Annotated in this window: 12 protein-coding genes and 1 pseudogene; 3 read left to right on the top strand and 10 right to left on the bottom strand. The window is 72.2% G+C overall.

The genetic code is table 11. The annotated features are described in order from the left end of the window. Positions 1 to 93: 93 nt before the first annotated feature. From ACIA8D_RS37950 to ACIA8D_RS37925, 6 genes and pseudogenes are all read right to left on the bottom strand, one after another. Positions 94 to 822: an ANTAR domain-containing protein gene (locus ACIA8D_RS37950; RefSeq protein ID WP_399239358.1), complete on the bottom strand. Its 729-nt coding sequence runs from the start codon at positions 820 to 822 to the stop codon at positions 94 to 96. A gap of 12 nt (positions 823 to 834) precedes the next feature. Then, on the bottom strand, positions 835 to 1,683 hold the full coding sequence (locus ACIA8D_RS37945) for a GAF and ANTAR domain-containing protein (RefSeq protein ID WP_399239356.1): 849 nt from the start codon (positions 1,681 to 1,683) through the stop codon (positions 835 to 837). Between the two features lie 4 nt (positions 1,684 to 1,687). Further along, positions 1,688 to 3,580 carry a CheR family methyltransferase gene (locus ACIA8D_RS37940; protein ID WP_399239354.1) on the bottom strand — a complete coding sequence of 631 codons (1,893 nt, stop codon included), beginning with the start codon at positions 3,578 to 3,580 and terminating at the stop codon, positions 1,688 to 1,690. 26 nt (positions 3,581 to 3,606) lie between these two features. After that, positions 3,607 to 3,894: pseudogene (locus ACIA8D_RS37935) on the bottom strand (chemotaxis protein CheB); the annotation flags it as partial. Between the two features lie 173 nt (positions 3,895 to 4,067). Continuing rightward, positions 4,068 to 5,414, bottom strand: a complete 1,347-nt coding sequence (locus ACIA8D_RS37930; protein WP_399239352.1) for a DUF2252 domain-containing protein — start codon at positions 5,412 to 5,414, stop codon at positions 4,068 to 4,070. Positions 5,415 to 5,432: 18 nt separating this feature from the next. After that, complete coding sequence (locus tag ACIA8D_RS37925) at positions 5,433 to 5,930, bottom strand: hypothetical protein (protein WP_399239350.1); 498 nt, start codon at positions 5,928 to 5,930, stop codon at positions 5,433 to 5,435. A gap of 126 nt (positions 5,931 to 6,056) precedes the next feature. On the opposite strand from ACIA8D_RS37925, the gene ACIA8D_RS37920 reads away from it, so the two are divergent. Beyond that, positions 6,057 to 7,262, top strand: a complete 1,206-nt coding sequence (locus ACIA8D_RS37920) for a winged helix DNA-binding domain-containing protein (RefSeq protein WP_399239348.1) — start codon at positions 6,057 to 6,059, stop codon at positions 7,260 to 7,262. Between the two features lie 239 nt (positions 7,263 to 7,501). After that, positions 7,502 to 8,416: an endonuclease/exonuclease/phosphatase family protein gene (locus ACIA8D_RS37915; protein ID WP_399239346.1), complete on the top strand. Its 915-nt coding sequence runs from the start codon at positions 7,502 to 7,504 to the stop codon at positions 8,414 to 8,416. A 25-nt stretch (positions 8,417 to 8,441) separates the two neighbouring features. On the opposite strand, the gene ACIA8D_RS37910 is transcribed toward ACIA8D_RS37915, so the two are convergent. Genes ACIA8D_RS37910 through ACIA8D_RS37895 form a run of 4 tightly spaced genes read right to left on the bottom strand, consistent with a single transcriptional unit; the run spans position 8,442 to position 14,415 of the window. Next, entirely contained in the window at positions 8,442 to 9,647 is a 1,206-nt protein-coding gene (locus ACIA8D_RS37910) for an alkyl sulfatase dimerization domain-containing protein (protein WP_399239344.1), read from the bottom strand. 35 nt (positions 9,648 to 9,682) lie between these two features. Then, on the bottom strand, positions 9,683 to 11,035 hold the full coding sequence (locus ACIA8D_RS37905; RefSeq protein WP_399239342.1) for an MFS transporter: 1,353 nt from the start codon (positions 11,033 to 11,035) through the stop codon (positions 9,683 to 9,685). Between the two features lie 15 nt (positions 11,036 to 11,050). Then, positions 11,051 to 12,373, bottom strand: a complete 1,323-nt coding sequence (locus ACIA8D_RS37900) for an alkyl sulfatase dimerization domain-containing protein (RefSeq protein ID WP_399239340.1) — start codon at positions 12,371 to 12,373, stop codon at positions 11,051 to 11,053. Continuing rightward, positions 12,370 to 14,415: an acetate--CoA ligase family protein gene (locus tag ACIA8D_RS37895; protein WP_399239338.1), complete on the bottom strand. Its 2,046-nt coding sequence runs from the start codon at positions 14,413 to 14,415 to the stop codon at positions 12,370 to 12,372. The genes ACIA8D_RS37900 and ACIA8D_RS37895 overlap by 4 nt, the downstream gene beginning before the upstream one ends. A 111-nt stretch (positions 14,416 to 14,526) precedes the next feature. On the opposite strand from ACIA8D_RS37895, the gene ACIA8D_RS37890 reads away from it, so the two are divergent. Then, a complete protein-coding gene (locus ACIA8D_RS37890; protein WP_399239336.1) occupies positions 14,527 to 15,738 on the top strand; it encodes a PucR family transcriptional regulator in 1,212 nt (403 codons plus the stop codon). Positions 15,739 to 15,762: the final 24 nt, after the last annotated feature.

Genomic DNA, 15,762 nt, shown 5'->3' with positions numbered 1-15,762 from the left:
GGGGGGGGGGGGTGTGTGGGGGGGTGGGGGGGGGGTGGGGGGGGGGGTTGTGGTGGGGGGGGGGGGGGGGGGCCCCACCCCACACGACAAGCCCTAGCCGGCGATGAGTTCGCCTCGGCCCTCCGTGACCTCGCGGGCCACGTCCGCGAGCTTGCGCTGGTGGGAACGCGCGTAGCCGCGCAGCACCGCGAAGGCCTCGTCCAGGGACTGGCCGCTCCGGGCGGCGAGGATGCCCTTGGCCTGCTCCACGAGGACCCGGCTGGACAGCGCGTGCTCCAACTGGCCCGCAAGCACCTGGGATTCGCCCAGCTCGCGCTGGAGCGTGAGGGTGTGCCCCGCGACCTCGGCGAAGAGCCGGACCAACGCGAGGGCCTCCTCGTCCAGCGGCTTGTCGGCGGCGGTGAACAGCACCAACGCGCCGATCTCCTCGTCCCTGCCGCGCAGCGGAAGCGCGGTGGCCCTGCCGAAGCCGAGGGCCTTGGCGCGCGCGGACCAGCGCGGCCAGCGCAGCTGTGCGGAGCGCGTCGTCACGTCGACGTCCACGAGGGCACAGCCCGTCGTACGGGCGTCGTAGCCCGCGCCCTCCCCCCAGCGCACGGCATCGGCCGCGAGGGTGCCGAGCGAGGGGTCGGTGCCGCCGGTGAGGGCGGCTGCCGAGCGGCCGCCGGGCACATAGGCCACTTTCGCGCCACGCGCACGGAACAGCCGCCTGCCGCCCTCGGCGAGGGTGGCCAGCAGGGCCTGGGTGTCTCCGGGGTCGCGGGCGGCGCCGCCTGTCAACTCGGCGAATGCCGCGGCGACTTCCTGCTCTCGCAGTGTCACGGTGCAGACCTCTCAGCCGAGTTGGAGTCGTCCCTGGACGATATCCCGCGCGATGTCGCCGATGGGGCGGCCCTCGGCGAACGCGCGCACTTTGACCAGTTCCAGTGCATCCGCGATGCGGCAGCCGACCTGCACGGCCACCATGCCCGCGGCCTGGTGGACCTCGGCGCGGTAGTCGATACCTCCGAACAGGCCGGGTACCGCGTCGGTGCCGAGGAAAACGTTGCGGGTCAAGGAGTCGGCTATCTGCGTCACCGTCGTCGTGGACATGCCGTCCGCGCGCATGTCGAAGGCGGCCAGGGCGCCGATGCAACTGTCGGCGGACTGCAAGGGCACGGCGACGACGTGGCCGATTCCGAGCCCTTCGGCCGCGGGCCCGTAGCCCGGCCAGCGGTCCGTCAGCGCGGCACCCGAAGCGACGACCGCGCAGCGGCTCCGCACCGCGTCGCTCGCCGGGCCCTCGCCGAGGACGTACTCCAGTTCCTGTGCGGCGCGCGAGGGCTCGCCGGAGGAGGCGCTCGCGATCTGGTTCCGGTCGGTGTCGACGAGGGTGACGGCGGCGCTGTCGCTTCCGCAGGCCTCCGCGACCCCCGTCATGAACAGTGGGGGCCGCCCTCCCACGTCCGCCCAGCGGGCGGCGCGCCGGGCGTGGGATTCGAGGAGCTGAGCGGTCAGCTCGTGCCGCCGCGCGCTCGTCCGGTGGATGTGCGCCAGCCGAACGTGCAGCTGCTTCCTGCCCCCGACGACGAGGGTCTCGTACGTACGGGCAAACTCCAGCTCGCGGGCGGCGCGCTCGCGGGAGCAGGCCGCACGCTGCCATACAGCGGCCGCCTGCTCCGCCGAACTCCCCCCGAGGGTCATGGCCTCAGCCTACGCCCCGGGAGCGGATCAGGAGGCTCCGTTGCCGCGGCCCCCCTCTTCCATCAGCAGCACGACGCCGCCGCCATGTCCGTCGAACGGGCTGCAGTTCACCGTGCAGTTGATGCTGCGGCCGAGGCGGTTGACGGCGGCGATCACCACCGGGGCACCACGGCCGCGGGTCCTGACGCAGTCGTCCACGGCCTCCCGCAGTGGCCGGGTCGGCAGCCCGAAGTCGAGCCCGAAGAACGGCTGGTCGGCCACCTCGTCCTGGCGCAGCCCACAGCTCGCTCGCGCCCCGGTTCCAGCTCTTGACCTTGAGGTCCTTGTCGAGCACGACGATGGCGGCCGCGACGGACGCGAGGACCCCTTCCAGGAAGGCGCGGGTCTCGTCGAGCTCGTCGCTGCGGGTGCGCATCTCCTCGTTCATCGTCTCCAGTTCCTCGTTGCCGGACTGGAGTTCCTCGTTGGTGGTCTCCAGCTCCTCGTTCGTGGACTGGAGTTCCTCGTTGGTCGTTTCCAGCTCCTCGATGGAGGACTGGAGCTCCTCGTTCGTGGTCTCCAACTCCTCGTTCGTGGACTGGAGTTCCTCATAGGCCGTCTCCAGCTCCTCGCGTACGCGCTTGACCTCGGCCTTGAGCTGGGTGGCCACGGTCACGTCGGTGAACGTGATGTGGGTGGCCGCCGGCAGTCCCGCGGTGCCGACCAGCGGATGGACCGCGATGTCGAAGAACTGGATGTCGGCGCCGCCCCGTCGCTCCGCCCCGTTGATCCGCAGGGTGCGGCGCTCGTGCGTGGCCTGCTCGATCAGCGAACGCAGCTCGATCGGCCGGTAGGAGACCTCCAGATCTCGGAAGGGACGGCCGATGTCGTTCGTGGTGAGACCGAACTGCACACGCGCGTGATTGTTGATGAGCACGACGGTGCCCTCGGCGTCCACGGCGAGCACGGCGCCGGGCGAGGCGTCGAGGATCAGGTCGCGCAGCTGGCGGTTGCGGGCCATGTGCTGCATCGCGCCGCCCAGGTTCGAGCGGAGCTTCACCGGGGTGGGCTGGTAGGGGGTCGCGGCGTCGCCGGGCCTGCGGCGGAAGACGCGCTGGCGCATGCTGACGACGTCGAAGCGGTCGGCGTCGTTGAGCAGCATCTCGGCCTTGCCAAGGAACAGGAAGCCGCCCTCGCGCAGCGCGAAGTGGAACCGGTCGATGATCTGGGTCTGCGCCTCGACGTTGAAGTACATCAGCGCGTTGCGGCAGACCAGCAGGTCGAGGCGGGAGATGGGGGCGTCGCGGGTGATGTCGTGACGGCCGAAGATGACGCGGCGGCGCAGGTCGGCGCGGAAGCTGTAGCGCGCCCCGTTCTGCTCGAAGTACTTCTCGCGCAGCGCGTCCGAGAGCGGTTCCAGGGTCTTGGTCGGGTAGAGGCCGGCCCGGGCGTCGCGCAGGGCCTCGTCGTCGACATCGGTGCCGTAGATCTTGACGCGGTTGAGGGTCTCCTCGATACCGAGCGCCTCGGCGAACATGATGGCCAGCGAGTATGCCTCCTCGCCGCTGGAGCAGCCGGCGCTCCACACCCTGATCTCGTCCTCCGGGCCGTGCTCGGCCAGGACCTCGGGGATCACCTGGCGCTGGAGGTACGTCCAGGCGTCGGTGTCACGGAAGATGGAGGTGACGTTGATGAGGATGGTGTTGAAGAGGGCACCGAATTCATCGGCGTTCGTCTCCAGCCGGTCGCGGTACGCGGAGTACGAATCCAGGCCGACGTCGGCCATGCGCTTACGGATGCGGCGGCCCAGGGACGAACGCTGGTAGCCGGTGAAGTCGAAGCCGCGGGCGTCCCGCAGGAAGCCGAGCAGCTCTTCCAGCTCCTCGTCCGTCTCCACGTCGCGCCGTGCCTGACTCATCGCTGCCCTATCCACTGCTTCTTGGCCTACTGCTGTTTGCTCTCGACCAGTCCCCGGATCGCCGCGGGGATCTCTGTCAGCGGTAGCACGCAGTCCACCGTGCCCGTACCCTCCGCGGCCTCCGGCATGCCCCGGAATTCCGCGCTGCGCGGATCCTGGGCGATCACGGTACCGCCGCGGGACTTCACGGCTTCGACACCCATGGCCCCGTCATGACCCGCGCCGGTCAGGACGACGGCGATGGCCCGGCGTCCGTAGGCGCCCGCGACGGATTCGAGGAGCAGGTCGGCGCAGGGGCGCAGGAAGTGGACCCGTTCACTCCGGGAGAGGCATGGAGGCCGTCCGCGGACGCGGCGACGGCGACGGCGACGGCGACGGCGACGATGCTGAAGCTGTCGTCCGTACGGTCGGCGCTTGTCGGTGACGGCACAGCACCTCCCCTATGTGCCAGAGGGGGTAGCGGCTACGGCAGCATGGCGACCGGTCGTCACACCCCGGGTGCCGCGGTCAGCACCCCCGCCGATATCGCGCCCCGCAGCTCCGCGTGGTCCCGGACGGTCTGGTCGGCGTAGTGCAGCGCGAACGCGGCGACCGCCCGGTCGAAGCCGTCCTTGCCGCCGAGGTAGGCGGCGATGGCGACCCGGTCGCCGGAGCGGGCGTGGGCGCGGGCGAGCGCGGTGCCGCACAGCCGGGCGTACGCGAGGAGTTCGTCGGGCGCCATGGCGGCGACGTCCGCGGAACCCTTCATGTCGCGCAGTTGGCGCCAGTAGAAGGAGCGGCCCTGCGGTCCCGTCATCCAGCCGAGGAAGATGTCGCCCGCCGCCTGGAGCAGCCGCTGGCCGGAGACGACGCGGTGGCCCGGATGGATGTACGGGCCGTGGTTCGGGATGTGGTCCTCGACGACGGACCGGGTGGCCTCCTTGATCTGGAGGAAGAGCGGGTCGTCGGCGTCGCGCCCGGCGAGCAGCACGATGAAGCAGCGGGTGCCGACGCTGCCGACGCCGACGACCTTGCGGGCCGCGTCGACGAAGCGGTAGCGGTCGAGCAGGCGGCGGCGTTCCTCGGCGAGCGTGGAGCGGTAGTCGCCGAACATCTTGCGGACGGCCGCGGCGTCGGATACCCCGGCCGGTTCGAGGAGCGGCGGGTCGTAGGCGATGCGGCGGCGGCCGTCGGGGGTGGTCTCGGTGAGCTTGCCCAGCGCGTGCAGGCTGGTGCGCCGGGTGGCCTGGGCGAGGGTGTGCTCGGCGCGGCGGCGGTGGGGCGCGGAACGGATCAGCGGGAGCAGCGCGTGGGCGTCGATCCGCTCGTACCAGACGGCGAGCTCACCGAGCGAGGCCAGGCGGCGCATGTTGGTGCGGTACGCGGTGACGGAGGTGAGGGCGGCGCGGTGGGCCTGCTTGTCGGAGTGGCCGTCGTCGCGGGCCGCGACGGCTATGGAGGCGGCGAGGCGTTTGACGTCCCATTCGAAGGGCCCCGGGTACGTCTCGTCGAAGTCGTTGAGGTCGAAGAGCAGGGCACGGTCCGGCGCGGCGAACAGGCCGAAGTTCAACAGGTGGGCGTCGCCGCAGAGTTGGACGGTAAGACCGGTGTGCGGGGTCGCCGCGAGGTCGCCCGTCATCACGGCGGCGGCGCCGCGCAGGAAGGCGAAGGGGCTCGCCGCCATCCGCCCGTAGCGGATGGGCAGCAGGTCGCGGAGCCGGTCGGCGCCCTGCCGTTCCAGGGTCACGACGGGGTCGGGGCGGTCGGCGGACGGTATCCACGGGCCGTGCGAGGAGCGGGGGCTGTGCTTGCGGGCCCGTCGGCCCTGGGCTGCGCGTTCGGCGGGGCTGCTCATGGCGGGGCGCCCCGCAGGTCAATGACGCAGGGCGCGGGAGACCTCGGCGGTGATGTCGCCGTCGAGGGAGTGGGTGCTGTGGGCGATGGCCTCCTTCGAGTCGCCGCCCGGCACGTCGTTCACGTTGAGCACGACGGTGTCCACGAGCTTGCCGTCGCCGTTCTTGAAGCTGACCTGGACGGCGTACGACTTGGTGTCCGACGTGCTGTTGTCGACGGTGACGGGAACCGTGCTGCGGTCGCCGTCGGCCTTCACGTCGCCGAGCTTCACGTCGCCCTTGGCGTCGACGCCGTCCTTGAAGTCGTCGAACTTCTTCTGCGCCTCCGCGGTCGCCGACGCCACCACGTCCGAGGCCCTGGACGCGGCGGAGGAGGCGGCGGACGCGGCCTTCGACGCGGCGCTCGACGGGTTGTCGCCGTCGTCGGAGCAGCCGGCCGCGGCCACGGTCAGGGCCGCCACGCACAGGACCGCGCCCACCGCTCGGGCGCCTCGCGCACCTCGTCGTACGTCCGCCATCGCCGACACCTCCGCTCGACCGCCACACCTGGTCGCTCAAGTCAACGGTGGGGCAGGGCCGGGGCGCATGCCAAGGGGGGGCAAACAGGTGACCTTCACGGGGCGCCGGCGGGCAGGATGTGCCGCATGAACACGAAGAGCACAGGGACCGTGCGCCACATCGGTGACGAGGAGCGGCGGGTCCGCCTCGCCCTCGCCCACCGCCTCTCCCCCGCGGTGCGCGCGGATCGCCCCTCGGACGTCGCGCGCTCGCTCGTGGCGCTGCACGGCACGGATCCGGCGACCGTGTATCTGGCGGTGGGGGCGCGGCTCGCGGACCCCTCGGGGACCGTCGCGGACGTCGAGCGGGCGCTGTACGAGGACCGGACGCTGGTGCGGATGCACGGCATGCGGCACACCGTGTTCACCTTCCCGACGGAGCTGGCGGCGACGGTGCACGCGTCGACCGGGCTCGCGGTGGCGGCGAAGGCGCGGGCCGGGCTGGTCAAGGACCTGGTGGCCGGGAGCGACGGGCGCCTCACGCCCGAGTGGCTGGTGGAGGTGGAGGCGGCGGCGCTGGCCGCCCTTGAGCGGCGCGGGGAGGCCACGGTGGGCGAACTCGTGGCGGACGAGCCGCGGTTGCGGGAGAAGTTCACGTACGGGCGCGGCAGGAGCTACGAGGCCGAGCAGACGGTGTCGTCGCGGCTCATGAGGGTGCTCGGGGTGGAGGGCCGGGTCGTCCGGGGCAGGCCGCTCGGCTCGTGGACGTCCTCGCAGTTCCGGTGGGCGGTCGCGCCGCCGCATCCGGAGCTACCGGTCGCCGGGGCGCAGGCGGAGCTGCTCGGGCGGTGGCTGGGGGCGTGCGGGCCCGCCACGGAGGCGGACCTCAAGTGGTGGACGGGGTGGAAGGTCACGGACGTGCGCAAGGCGCTCGCCGCGGTGGGGGCGGTGACGGTGTCGCTGGACGGCGGCGGCACGGGGTATGTGATGCCCGATCAAGTGGACGCGCCGCAAGGGGACTTGGAGCCGTGGGCGGCACTCCTTCCGGGCCTCGATCCTACGTCGATGGGATGGCAGGAGCGGGACTGGTACTGCCCGCCGGAGCTGCGCCCCGCGCTCTTCGACGGCAGCGGGAACATCGGTCCGACGGTGTGGTGGGGCGGGCGGATCGTGGGTGGGTGGGGGCAGGGTGCGGGGGGCGAGGTGGTGTGGCGGTTGCTGGACACGTCCGGCGGGCGAGCCGCGGAGCGGGCGGTCGCGGCGGAGGCGGGCCGGTTGTCGTCCTGGCTGGACGGGACCCGGGTCACGCCACGGTTTCGTACGCCGTTGGAGAAGGAGTTGGCGTCGTCCTGACCTCGTGCTTCGACGGGGGCGGGGGGGGGGGGGGGGGGGGGGGGGGCCCCCCCCCCCCCCCCCCCCCCCGTCTCAGTCGGAACGACGGAAGACCCCCGCATCACTCCAACACCCCTTGGGCACAAAGAATTCAAGGGCCCACAGACGTCACATCCCCCGCCGCCGACCGTTCATCTCCGCCTCACCCGAGCTCGCCATCGTGGGCCCCCTGCCCTGCCACCAACGCACCGGGAGGACCCATGACCGAGCACCCCCGCCTCACGCGCCGCCACGGACTGCGGACCGCGCTCGCCCTGGCCGCCGCGCTTCCCGCCGCGGCGGCGGTGACCACCACCGCGGCCGCGCCCGCCGGCGCCGCGACGGCGGGCCGCGGAGGACGTCTGCACGTCATGACGTTCAACCTGCGCTACGCCTCCGACACCTCGCCCCACTCCTGGGCGGACCGCCGCCCCGTGATGCGCGACCTGCTCCGCCAGGAACGGCCGCACGTCATCGGCACCCAGGAGGGCCTCTACCATCAACTCCAGGACATTCACGCGGACTTGGGCGAGCACTACGCCTGGATCGGCACGGGCAGAGCGGGCGGCAGCCGGGACGAGTTCGGCACCGTCTTCTACGACACGCGACGCCTGCGCCCCGTCGAGTTCGACCACTTCTGGCTCTCCGACACCCCGGAGCTGATCGGCTCGAAGACCTGGGGCAACTCGGTGATCCGGATGGCCACCTGGGTGCGCTTCGCCGATCTCACCGAGGGCGGCAAGGAGTTCTACGTCCTCAACACCCACTTCGACCACCAGGTCCAGCTCTCCCGCGTGAAGTCGGCGGAGCTGATCGCCGCGCGCGTCGCGGCCCTCGACACCTCCCTGCCGCTGCTGATGACCGGCGACTTCAACGTGGCCGCGCACGGCAATCCGGTCTACGACCAGCTCCTCGCCGCGGGCCTCAAGGACACCTGGGACACGGCCGCCCAACGCAGCAGGCTCTACGCGACGTTCCACGGCTACAAGCCGCTCGTCCCGGACGGCGACCGCATCGACTGGATCCTCGCCACGCCGGGCGTGAGCGTGCACTCGGCGGCCATCAACACGTACCAGAAGGACGGCCAGTACCCGAGCGACCACCTGCCGGTGCAGGTCAGGCTCACGCTGGGCTGAATTCGGTCCCCGTCGGGCGGGTGGTTCAGTCCGTCACGCGGTAGCAGCTGCGGGAGACGTAGCTGGTGGCCTCCTTCGCCCGCAGGCCGCACAGTTCGCTCTTGAGCTCGCGCGCCGCCGCGAGCCCGGGGGCGTCGCCGGGTGCCAGGGCCAGGAGGTCGACGACGTGCAGCGCCTCCTGGACCCGGCCCGCGTCCCGCAGCCGGGCCGCGTGGTCGAGCACCGCCTGTTTGTCGGTGATCGCCTCCGCGCGGGCCGCCGCGGCGACGGCGGGCCGCGCGGGGTGCAGGGTCGTCGGGTTCCCGTCCCACCAGCCGGTCTCGGAGCGCACAATGTCCCGGACGATGTACTCGCGGTGGCCGTAGTTCTCCTGCATCCACGGGACGTCGAACAGCTCGGCGGGGTAGTCGAGTTCGTGCACGATGTCGTCCGCGCACGCACCCTCGTTGAGGCGGTCGACGACCGCCCGGCGCAGCCAGCGCAGGGCCGCCGCGGTCGCGGTGAGCTGCTCGGCGCCACCTTCTCGGATGACCGGCCCGAACTCGGGCACCACGACGGCAGGTTGGAGAGCGGCTAGCCGGTCGAGGGTGTCGGCCCAGCGGACGGTGTCGCGCATGGTGCGCATCGGTGTGCCGATGTTGGGGATGCCGTTGATGACGGCGGCGCTGCCGTACAGGATCCGCTCCTTCGGCAACCAGACGGCGGTCACGTCGTCGGTCTCCGAAGGCGCCCACAGGAGGCGCACCGTGCGTCCGGTGCTGCCCAGCGTGAGGGAATCGCTGTACGTCTGGTCGGGGAAGGTCAGCGGCGGAACGGAAGGAAAGGCGTCCGAACTCCGGCGGAACTGACGGGTATTGATGTGGTTCTGCAGTCCGGCGGTCTCCAGGTAGCGGCGGTAGCGGCGCACCACGTGCTCGTGGGCGACGACCGTCGGCCGGGGCTCGCCGCGTTCGGCCGCGGCGTCGAGGAAGCCGGGCACTCCGTAGTTGTAGCCGAGGTGGCCGTGGCTGTAGACGATCCAGCGCACCGGTTTGTCGGTGTGCTCGCGCAGCCGGTCGAGGGCCTTGGGGACGACGGCCGGGGCGGGTCCCGAGTCGATGACGAGCAGCCCCTCGTCGGTCTCCACGGCGAGGCTGTTGCCCTGCAAACCGATGGTCCAGACGCCCGGTGCGACGACGTGGACCTCTCGGGAGCCGAGCAGGGGGTTGTCTTCGGGCTTCGTGGTGAGCACGGGCAACGCTCCTTCGTGCGGGGCGGGTCGGGTCTTCACGGGCGGGTGCGGCCGAGGCGGCGGGCATCGCGTTCGGGGCGTACGAAGATCACGGCTAGCACGCCGCCGACCAGCATGAGCACTCCTGCCGCGGTGAACGCGAGGCCGTATCCGGCGGCCGGGTCCGGTGCCGCCTCGATGATGAGTCCGGTCACGTACGGGGCGAGCAGGCCGGCCGTCGTGACGATCCCGACGGTGATCGACAGGACGGAGCCGCGCTGCCGGGCGGGTGTGATCTCGCTGGTGACCGTGACACCGATGGCGAAGAGGATGCCGCCCAGACCGAACGCGACGGTGAGCAGGGCCAGTTGCGGCCGCCCGCCGGGGGCGACGGGGAACAGCAGCATCGCGGCGCCCGCCACGAGGATGCCGACCCCGCCGAGCACGCCGCGGGCGATCCGACTGGAGACACCGCGCCGCATCAGCCACTGCGTGAGCACGCCCTGCCCGAGGTTGAACACGGCCGTGGCGATCCAGGGCAGCACCACCAGGGTGCCGGTGGTGGACGCGCTGTGACCGAGGACGGTCTCCAGGTAGGGCGGCACCCACGCGATCAGCAGGGCCAGTGCCCAGTAGGCGGCGAAGGAGGCCACGAATCCGCCCAGCCAGGTGCCGCTGAGCAGGATGCGGTGGTAGGGGACGTGGGGCTCGTCGGCCTCGGCGGCCGGTGTCCCGCTCGCGTGCGGGGACCCGGTGTCGGAAGCATTTCCCTCCCTGCCCAGGACGGCCCACAGCGGTGCCCACACCACGCCGACCACGAACAGGGACACGAACGCCCACCGCCAGCCGAACGTGGCGATCACCGCGACGAGCAGCGGGGAGGCCAGCGCCACGCCGATGCCGGGGCCCACGTTGAGCAGCGCGGTGGGCAGGCTCCGCCGCTCGTTGGGGAACCACTTGTGCACGGCGTGCATGGCGACCGGGTTGGCGGGGCCCTCGGCCGCGCCGAGGACGATGCGGCTGGCGAGCAGGACACCGAATCCGACGGGTGCGAGGACCGGCAGCATGGTCAGCGCCCACACCACGGCCATCGCCATGAGCAGCCACTTCGTGGGCACGCGGTCGGAGGCGAGGCCGACGAGGATCGCCGAGAGGCTGAAGAGGAAGTAGAAGCCGCTGGAGAGCAGCCCGTACTCGCTGGGGCTGAGCCCCAGGTCGTGCATGATCGGCTTCGCCGCCAGGCCGAGGACGGCCTTGTCGAGGAAGTTGATCAGCATGAAGACCAGCAGCAGGACGGTCACCAGCCAGGCGCGCCGGGAGCTGCGGTGCTCTGGCCCCCGGGCCTGCGGGCGGTGGTCGGGTCTCGTGCCGGTCCGGGCGGAAGCAGGGTGTGCGGAGGGGACGTTCACGCCTTCACTCCTTCGTCAAATGGCCCACCGGGTACGGCCCGCGGTCCGCGCGCGGAGCTGGCTGTCGAGGTCGTCGCCCGCGACGACGGCGCGGGACTCGGCGGTGGCCCAGGCGTAGACGCCCTTGGCCATCGTCGACGTGGCCGCCTTCTCCAGGGCGGCGAAGACCTCGGCGCGGGCCGCGTGCGCGTCCTTGTCGTCCGGGGCGGCGTCGGCGGCCAGTTGGGCGAAGTGGCCGGCCAGCCGGTGCTCGCCGCGCGCGAGGAGTTCGCGGGCCCGTTCGGCGAGCCGGTCCGCGCCGCCGGTCAGCTGCGCGATCTCGCGGGACAGCTCGCCGCGGCGGGCGGGCTTGAGGTGGGAGGGGTCGCCGTCGTACCAACCCCCGTACAGCCGCCACAGGTTGCGGACGACGAACTCGGGCTCGTCGTAGGACGGCTTGAGGTACGGCTTGCGCAGCAGCTCGGCGGGGGCGGTGACCTCGTGGACGACCTCGTCGAGGGTCGCCCCGGCGTTCATGGCGGCCAGCGTCTGGTCGTGCAGGGTCTGCAGGAAGTCGGCGGTGTCGGTGAGCGCGGTGCGGATGCGCTCGGCGCCGACGATCGGCACGCCGTGGCCCGGCAGCAGGATATCCGCGCCCAGGGAAGCCATCCAGCGCAGGGCCTGCGCCCATTCCAGGGCGTAGCGCTGGACCTTCTGGGGATTGCCGGGGTTCGGGGACGACCAGATGAAGAAGTCGCCGCAGCACAGGATCCCGCGCTCGGGCAGCCACGCGATGGTGGCGTCGTCCGTTTCGCCGCGCGCGTGCCGCAGTCGTACGTCCAGGTCGCCCACGCGCAGGTCGGTGCGGTCGGAGTACGTGAGGTCGGGGTGGCGGTAGTCGGTCGGCCAGCGGAAGTCGGGTCGCTGGAACTGGCGTTGGTTGATCACGCCGTTGTAGCCGGCGGACGCGGCGTAGCGGCGGAACCGCGGTGGGGTGTTCTCGTGCGCGAGGACCAGCGGGCGGGGCGCGCCTCGCTCGGTGGCCTCGGCGTCGAAAGGGGCCGCTCCGAAGACGTGGTCGATGTGTCCGTGGGAGTACACGGCGGTGTGCAGCGGCGCGTCCGTGCGGGCCCGGACGGCGGCGTGCAGATCGGCCGCCGTGCGCTTCTCCCCGGTGTCGTAGCAGAACAGGCCGTCGGAGGTGGGGAACAGGTAGACGTTGCCGAAGGCCGGCCACATCCACATCCCGTCGGCGACCTCGCACAGTCCTTCGCGGCGCAGCTCACCGAAGTGGTAGACCTTCGTACTGGCCTCGCCGCGCCATACACGGTCGGCGTATTCGAGCAGGTCGTCGGTCACTTGCGGGCTCCTTCTTCCTCGTGGTGTGTGATCAGCGCGTCGACGGCGATCAGCCGGTCGCCGACGATGCACAGCGGGTTGATGTCGACCTCTTCGATGCCGGGGTGCTCGTCCAACAGCCGGGCCAGGGAGGTGATGGCCAGCGCGGTCGCCTCGGCGGGCGCGTCCAGTACGAAGGCGGCCCAATCGGCCAGTTCACGGATCTGGTCGTCGGTGGCCGGCAGCAGCAGCCCTCGCCGTGGCGCCGCGGGGTCCTCGGCTTGGTCGCCGCCCGCGCCGAGCAGCAGGGCGGTTCCGTAGACCGGGTCGTGGGTCGCGCCGAGGGCCAACTCAGCGGTGTGCTCCAGGAGAGGCTGGGCCGCCAGACGACGGTCGGGGTCGGTGGACTCGGCCTCCAGCAATCTTGCCACCTCCTGTGCTTGCCCGAAGAGTTGAGGCTTCTCCACACCGACCCGTACGAGACCGTGCCGCACTCTGTGCGGGACGTCGGCGGCGTCGCCCTTGAGGACGTAGGGACCGCGCCAGCCGGCGCGACGCACCTCGGCGACGAGGCCGTCCGCGCTCGCGGCGGACACGGTCGGGACGTGCGCGATGCCCGCCGCCTCGGTCAGCGGCGCGGACCGCAGCTCGGACCAGGCCCAGCGCGCCGCGGCGGGCCGCTCGTGCGGCACGTCCCTGGCCGGTGCGGCATCCGGGACCAGGACGCGCAGCCGTCGCAGGAACGCGCCCATGCTGCCCACGACCGTCTCCGGCATCCCGAGCCGTTCGAGCGCTCCTGAGGGCGCGCATGCCCAGATGAACCAGGCCGGTGTGCGCATCGACCGCGCCGCCCGTGCGAGGCGCTGGTACGCCTCCGGGAACAGGTCGCCGAACGTCAAGTACAGGACGACGCCGTCGAGTTCGGGGTCCTCGTCGAGCGCGCCCAGGAGGTCCTCGACGCGGTCCATCCAGCGGAACAGATTGCCGCCGAGGTCGACGGGGTTGGCGTCGGTGGCCTCCACGCCGCCGATCTCGGCCAGTCGGCGCCGGGTCTCGGCCGACAGCGCCGGCACGCGGACGCCCATCGCCGTCAGGTTGTCGGCGAGCACACCGCCCGCGCCGCCGGACATGGTGAGGACCGCGAGCCGTGGCGCGGGCGGGAGCCGGATGCCACGGCGGGCGCACAGCACGGCGTCCACCAGTTGGTCGTCGTCGGTCACCAGCCGGATGCCCTCCTGCCGGCACAGCGACGCGAGCAGCAGATGGTCGCCCGCGACGGCGGCGGTGTGCGAGAGGGCGGCCCTGCGGCCCGCGGCGCTGCGGCCCACGGTCAGTGCGACGACGTGCTTGCCTGACTCCCGGGCCAGGCGGCCCAGTTCCCGCAGTCCCGCCGCGTCGCGGACGCCCTCCAGGTACAGGACCAGCACCTCGACGTCGGGCTGCGCAAGCAGGTGGCCGCCGAGTTCGCCGACGGACAGGCAGGCTTCGTTGCCGACGCTGGCGTAGTAGGAGTACCCGAGGCCCGCCCGTTCCAGGAGGTCGGCGAGGACGAAGCCGACCGCGCCGCTCTGGGTGACGATGGCGACCGGGCCGGGTTCGGCGCGCTCGCGGTCCAGGAACACCGTCGTCGACACCTGTACCCCGGCCGGACGGCTCACCAGGCCGAGGCAGTTGGGGCCGAGCACCGGCATGTCACCGGCGGCGGCGCGCAGTTCGTCCTGGAGCGCGTCGTCGCCCTCCTCGGCGAAGCCGGAGGCGTAGACGACCGCCGCGCCCGCGCCGGCCTCGCGGGCTTCGCGCAGGAGGGCGGGCACGGTCGCCGCGGGGGTCGCGAGGACGACGAGGTCCGGGCCGTGCCCGATCTCGGCGAGCGATCCCACGGTGCGTACGCCCGGCAGGGTCAGCTCTCCCCTGGTGATGGCGTAGAGATCGCCCTCGTACCCACCGGACAGCAGCCGCCGTACGGTGATGCGCCCCCAGGACAGCTCTTGGGACGCCGATACGCCCACCACGGCAATGGACTTCGGCCGGAACAGCGGCTCGCAACGCATGACATCGGGCACCAATGGACAACTCCCTGTGGCTCGGCCCACCGCGGACGCCTCCCACTGTGCCGACGCGAACCACTGGGAGTAAGCGCTTGGTCACCAGGATTTCGGCTAGCCTCCTGTGACATGTCACAAGGGATGTGGGACAGGCTGGAACGACGGATACCGGCGGTGGCGGACCGCGTCATGCGCAGGTACGTGGACGGTTCCCCGCACTACCAGGGCGTCGTGACGGAGCATTTGCACCGGTATATGGCGCACTCCTGCCGCGAGGGATTCCGGCTCTACATCCGCATGGTCCGGGAGCTGCGCGAGCCACACGACGAGGAACTGCGGCCGTTCCGCGAGCGCGCCCATGCGCGGGGCGCGGAGGGGCTCCCGGCGGCGCACTTCATGGAGGCCTATCACCTGTGTGCCGAGGAGCTGTGGTACGAGCTGACCCAGGTCGCCGACGGCGAACTGCCGCCGGAGGCGGGTGCGGTGCTGCTGCGCTGGGTGCGGCACGTGACGCGCGAGGCCCTCGACGCGCACCAGCAGGAGTTCCAGGCCGCGCGCAGCGAGGAGTGCGAGGCGCGGCGGGCGACGGTGCGGGCGCTGGTGGCGGGTGAGCGGGCCGGGGAGTCGGCCACGCGTTTCGGCATCCGGCTCGCCGACTCCTACGCGGTGCTCGCGCTGCGCTTCGCCACGGACGCCTCGGAGTCCATCGGGGACGCGCTCGGGCGGCGCCTCGCCGGGCGCCGCAAGGTGCATCGGCTCAGCGAGGAGCTGCTCCGCGCCTTCGGCGAGGCCGCCGGTGACGCGGACCTGCTGACCGCCCTCGACCCGGACGGCGGGCTCGTCCTCGTGCCCTCTGATCCCGGCCGCGAGGACCATGGACCGCAGGCTGCGCGCGCCGCACTGCGACGGCTCCAGCAGGCCACGGGCGTCGACACGACCGCCGGTTTCGCGCACGCCGGTGACCACGCCGGGATCCCGGCCGCGGCCGCGCAGGCCCGCCGACTCCTTCCCCTCGCGGCCGCTCCCGGCGAGGTGGCCGTGCTCGGCGACCATCTCTTCGCGTACCACCTCCGCCACGAGAGCGAGGCGGTCCCGCAGCTGCGCTCCCTCGTGGAGCGGCTGCGCACGGAACCGGATCTACTGGCGACGGTCGGCGCCTACTTCGCCAGCGACTTCAACCGGCGGCGGACCGCACAGCAGCTCCACGTCCACCCGAACACGATCGACAACCGCCTGTCCCGCGTCGACGCGCTGACCGGGGTCAACCCTCGTACGACACAGGGGCTGTTGGTGCTCGGCGCCGCTCTGGGGGTCGGCGGACCAGAGCACTGCGATGCGTGAAACTGCTTGAACTTCCCTTTCTTC

This window comes from Streptomyces sp. NPDC051684, from assembly GCF_044453445.1.
In the GTDB taxonomy this organism is placed as follows: domain Bacteria; phylum Actinomycetota; class Actinomycetes; order Streptomycetales; family Streptomycetaceae; genus Streptomyces.
This window is presented reverse-complemented; position numbering and strand designations above follow the sequence as displayed.

Coding starts and splice junctions, on each gene's coding strand:
- ACIA8D_RS37945 (WP_399239356.1), bottom strand. CDS start 1,683: ATGACCCTCGGGGGGAGTTCGGCGGAGCAGGCGGCCGCTGTATGGCAG.
- ACIA8D_RS37940 (WP_399239354.1), bottom strand. CDS start 3,580: ATGAGTCAGGCACGGCGCGACGTGGAGACGGACGAGGAGCTGGAAGAG.
- ACIA8D_RS37930 (WP_399239352.1), bottom strand. CDS start 5,414: ATGAGCAGCCCCGCCGAACGCGCAGCCCAGGGCCGACGGGCCCGCAAG.
- ACIA8D_RS37925 (WP_399239350.1), bottom strand. CDS start 5,930: ATGGCGGACGTACGACGAGGTGCGCGAGGCGCCCGAGCGGTGGGCGCG.
- ACIA8D_RS37920 (WP_399239348.1), top strand. CDS start 6,057: ATGAACACGAAGAGCACAGGGACCGTGCGCCACATCGGTGACGAGGAG.
- ACIA8D_RS37915 (WP_399239346.1), top strand. CDS start 7,502: ATGACCGAGCACCCCCGCCTCACGCGCCGCCACGGACTGCGGACCGCG.
- ACIA8D_RS37890 (WP_399239336.1), top strand. CDS start 14,527: ATGTCACAAGGGATGTGGGACAGGCTGGAACGACGGATACCGGCGGTG.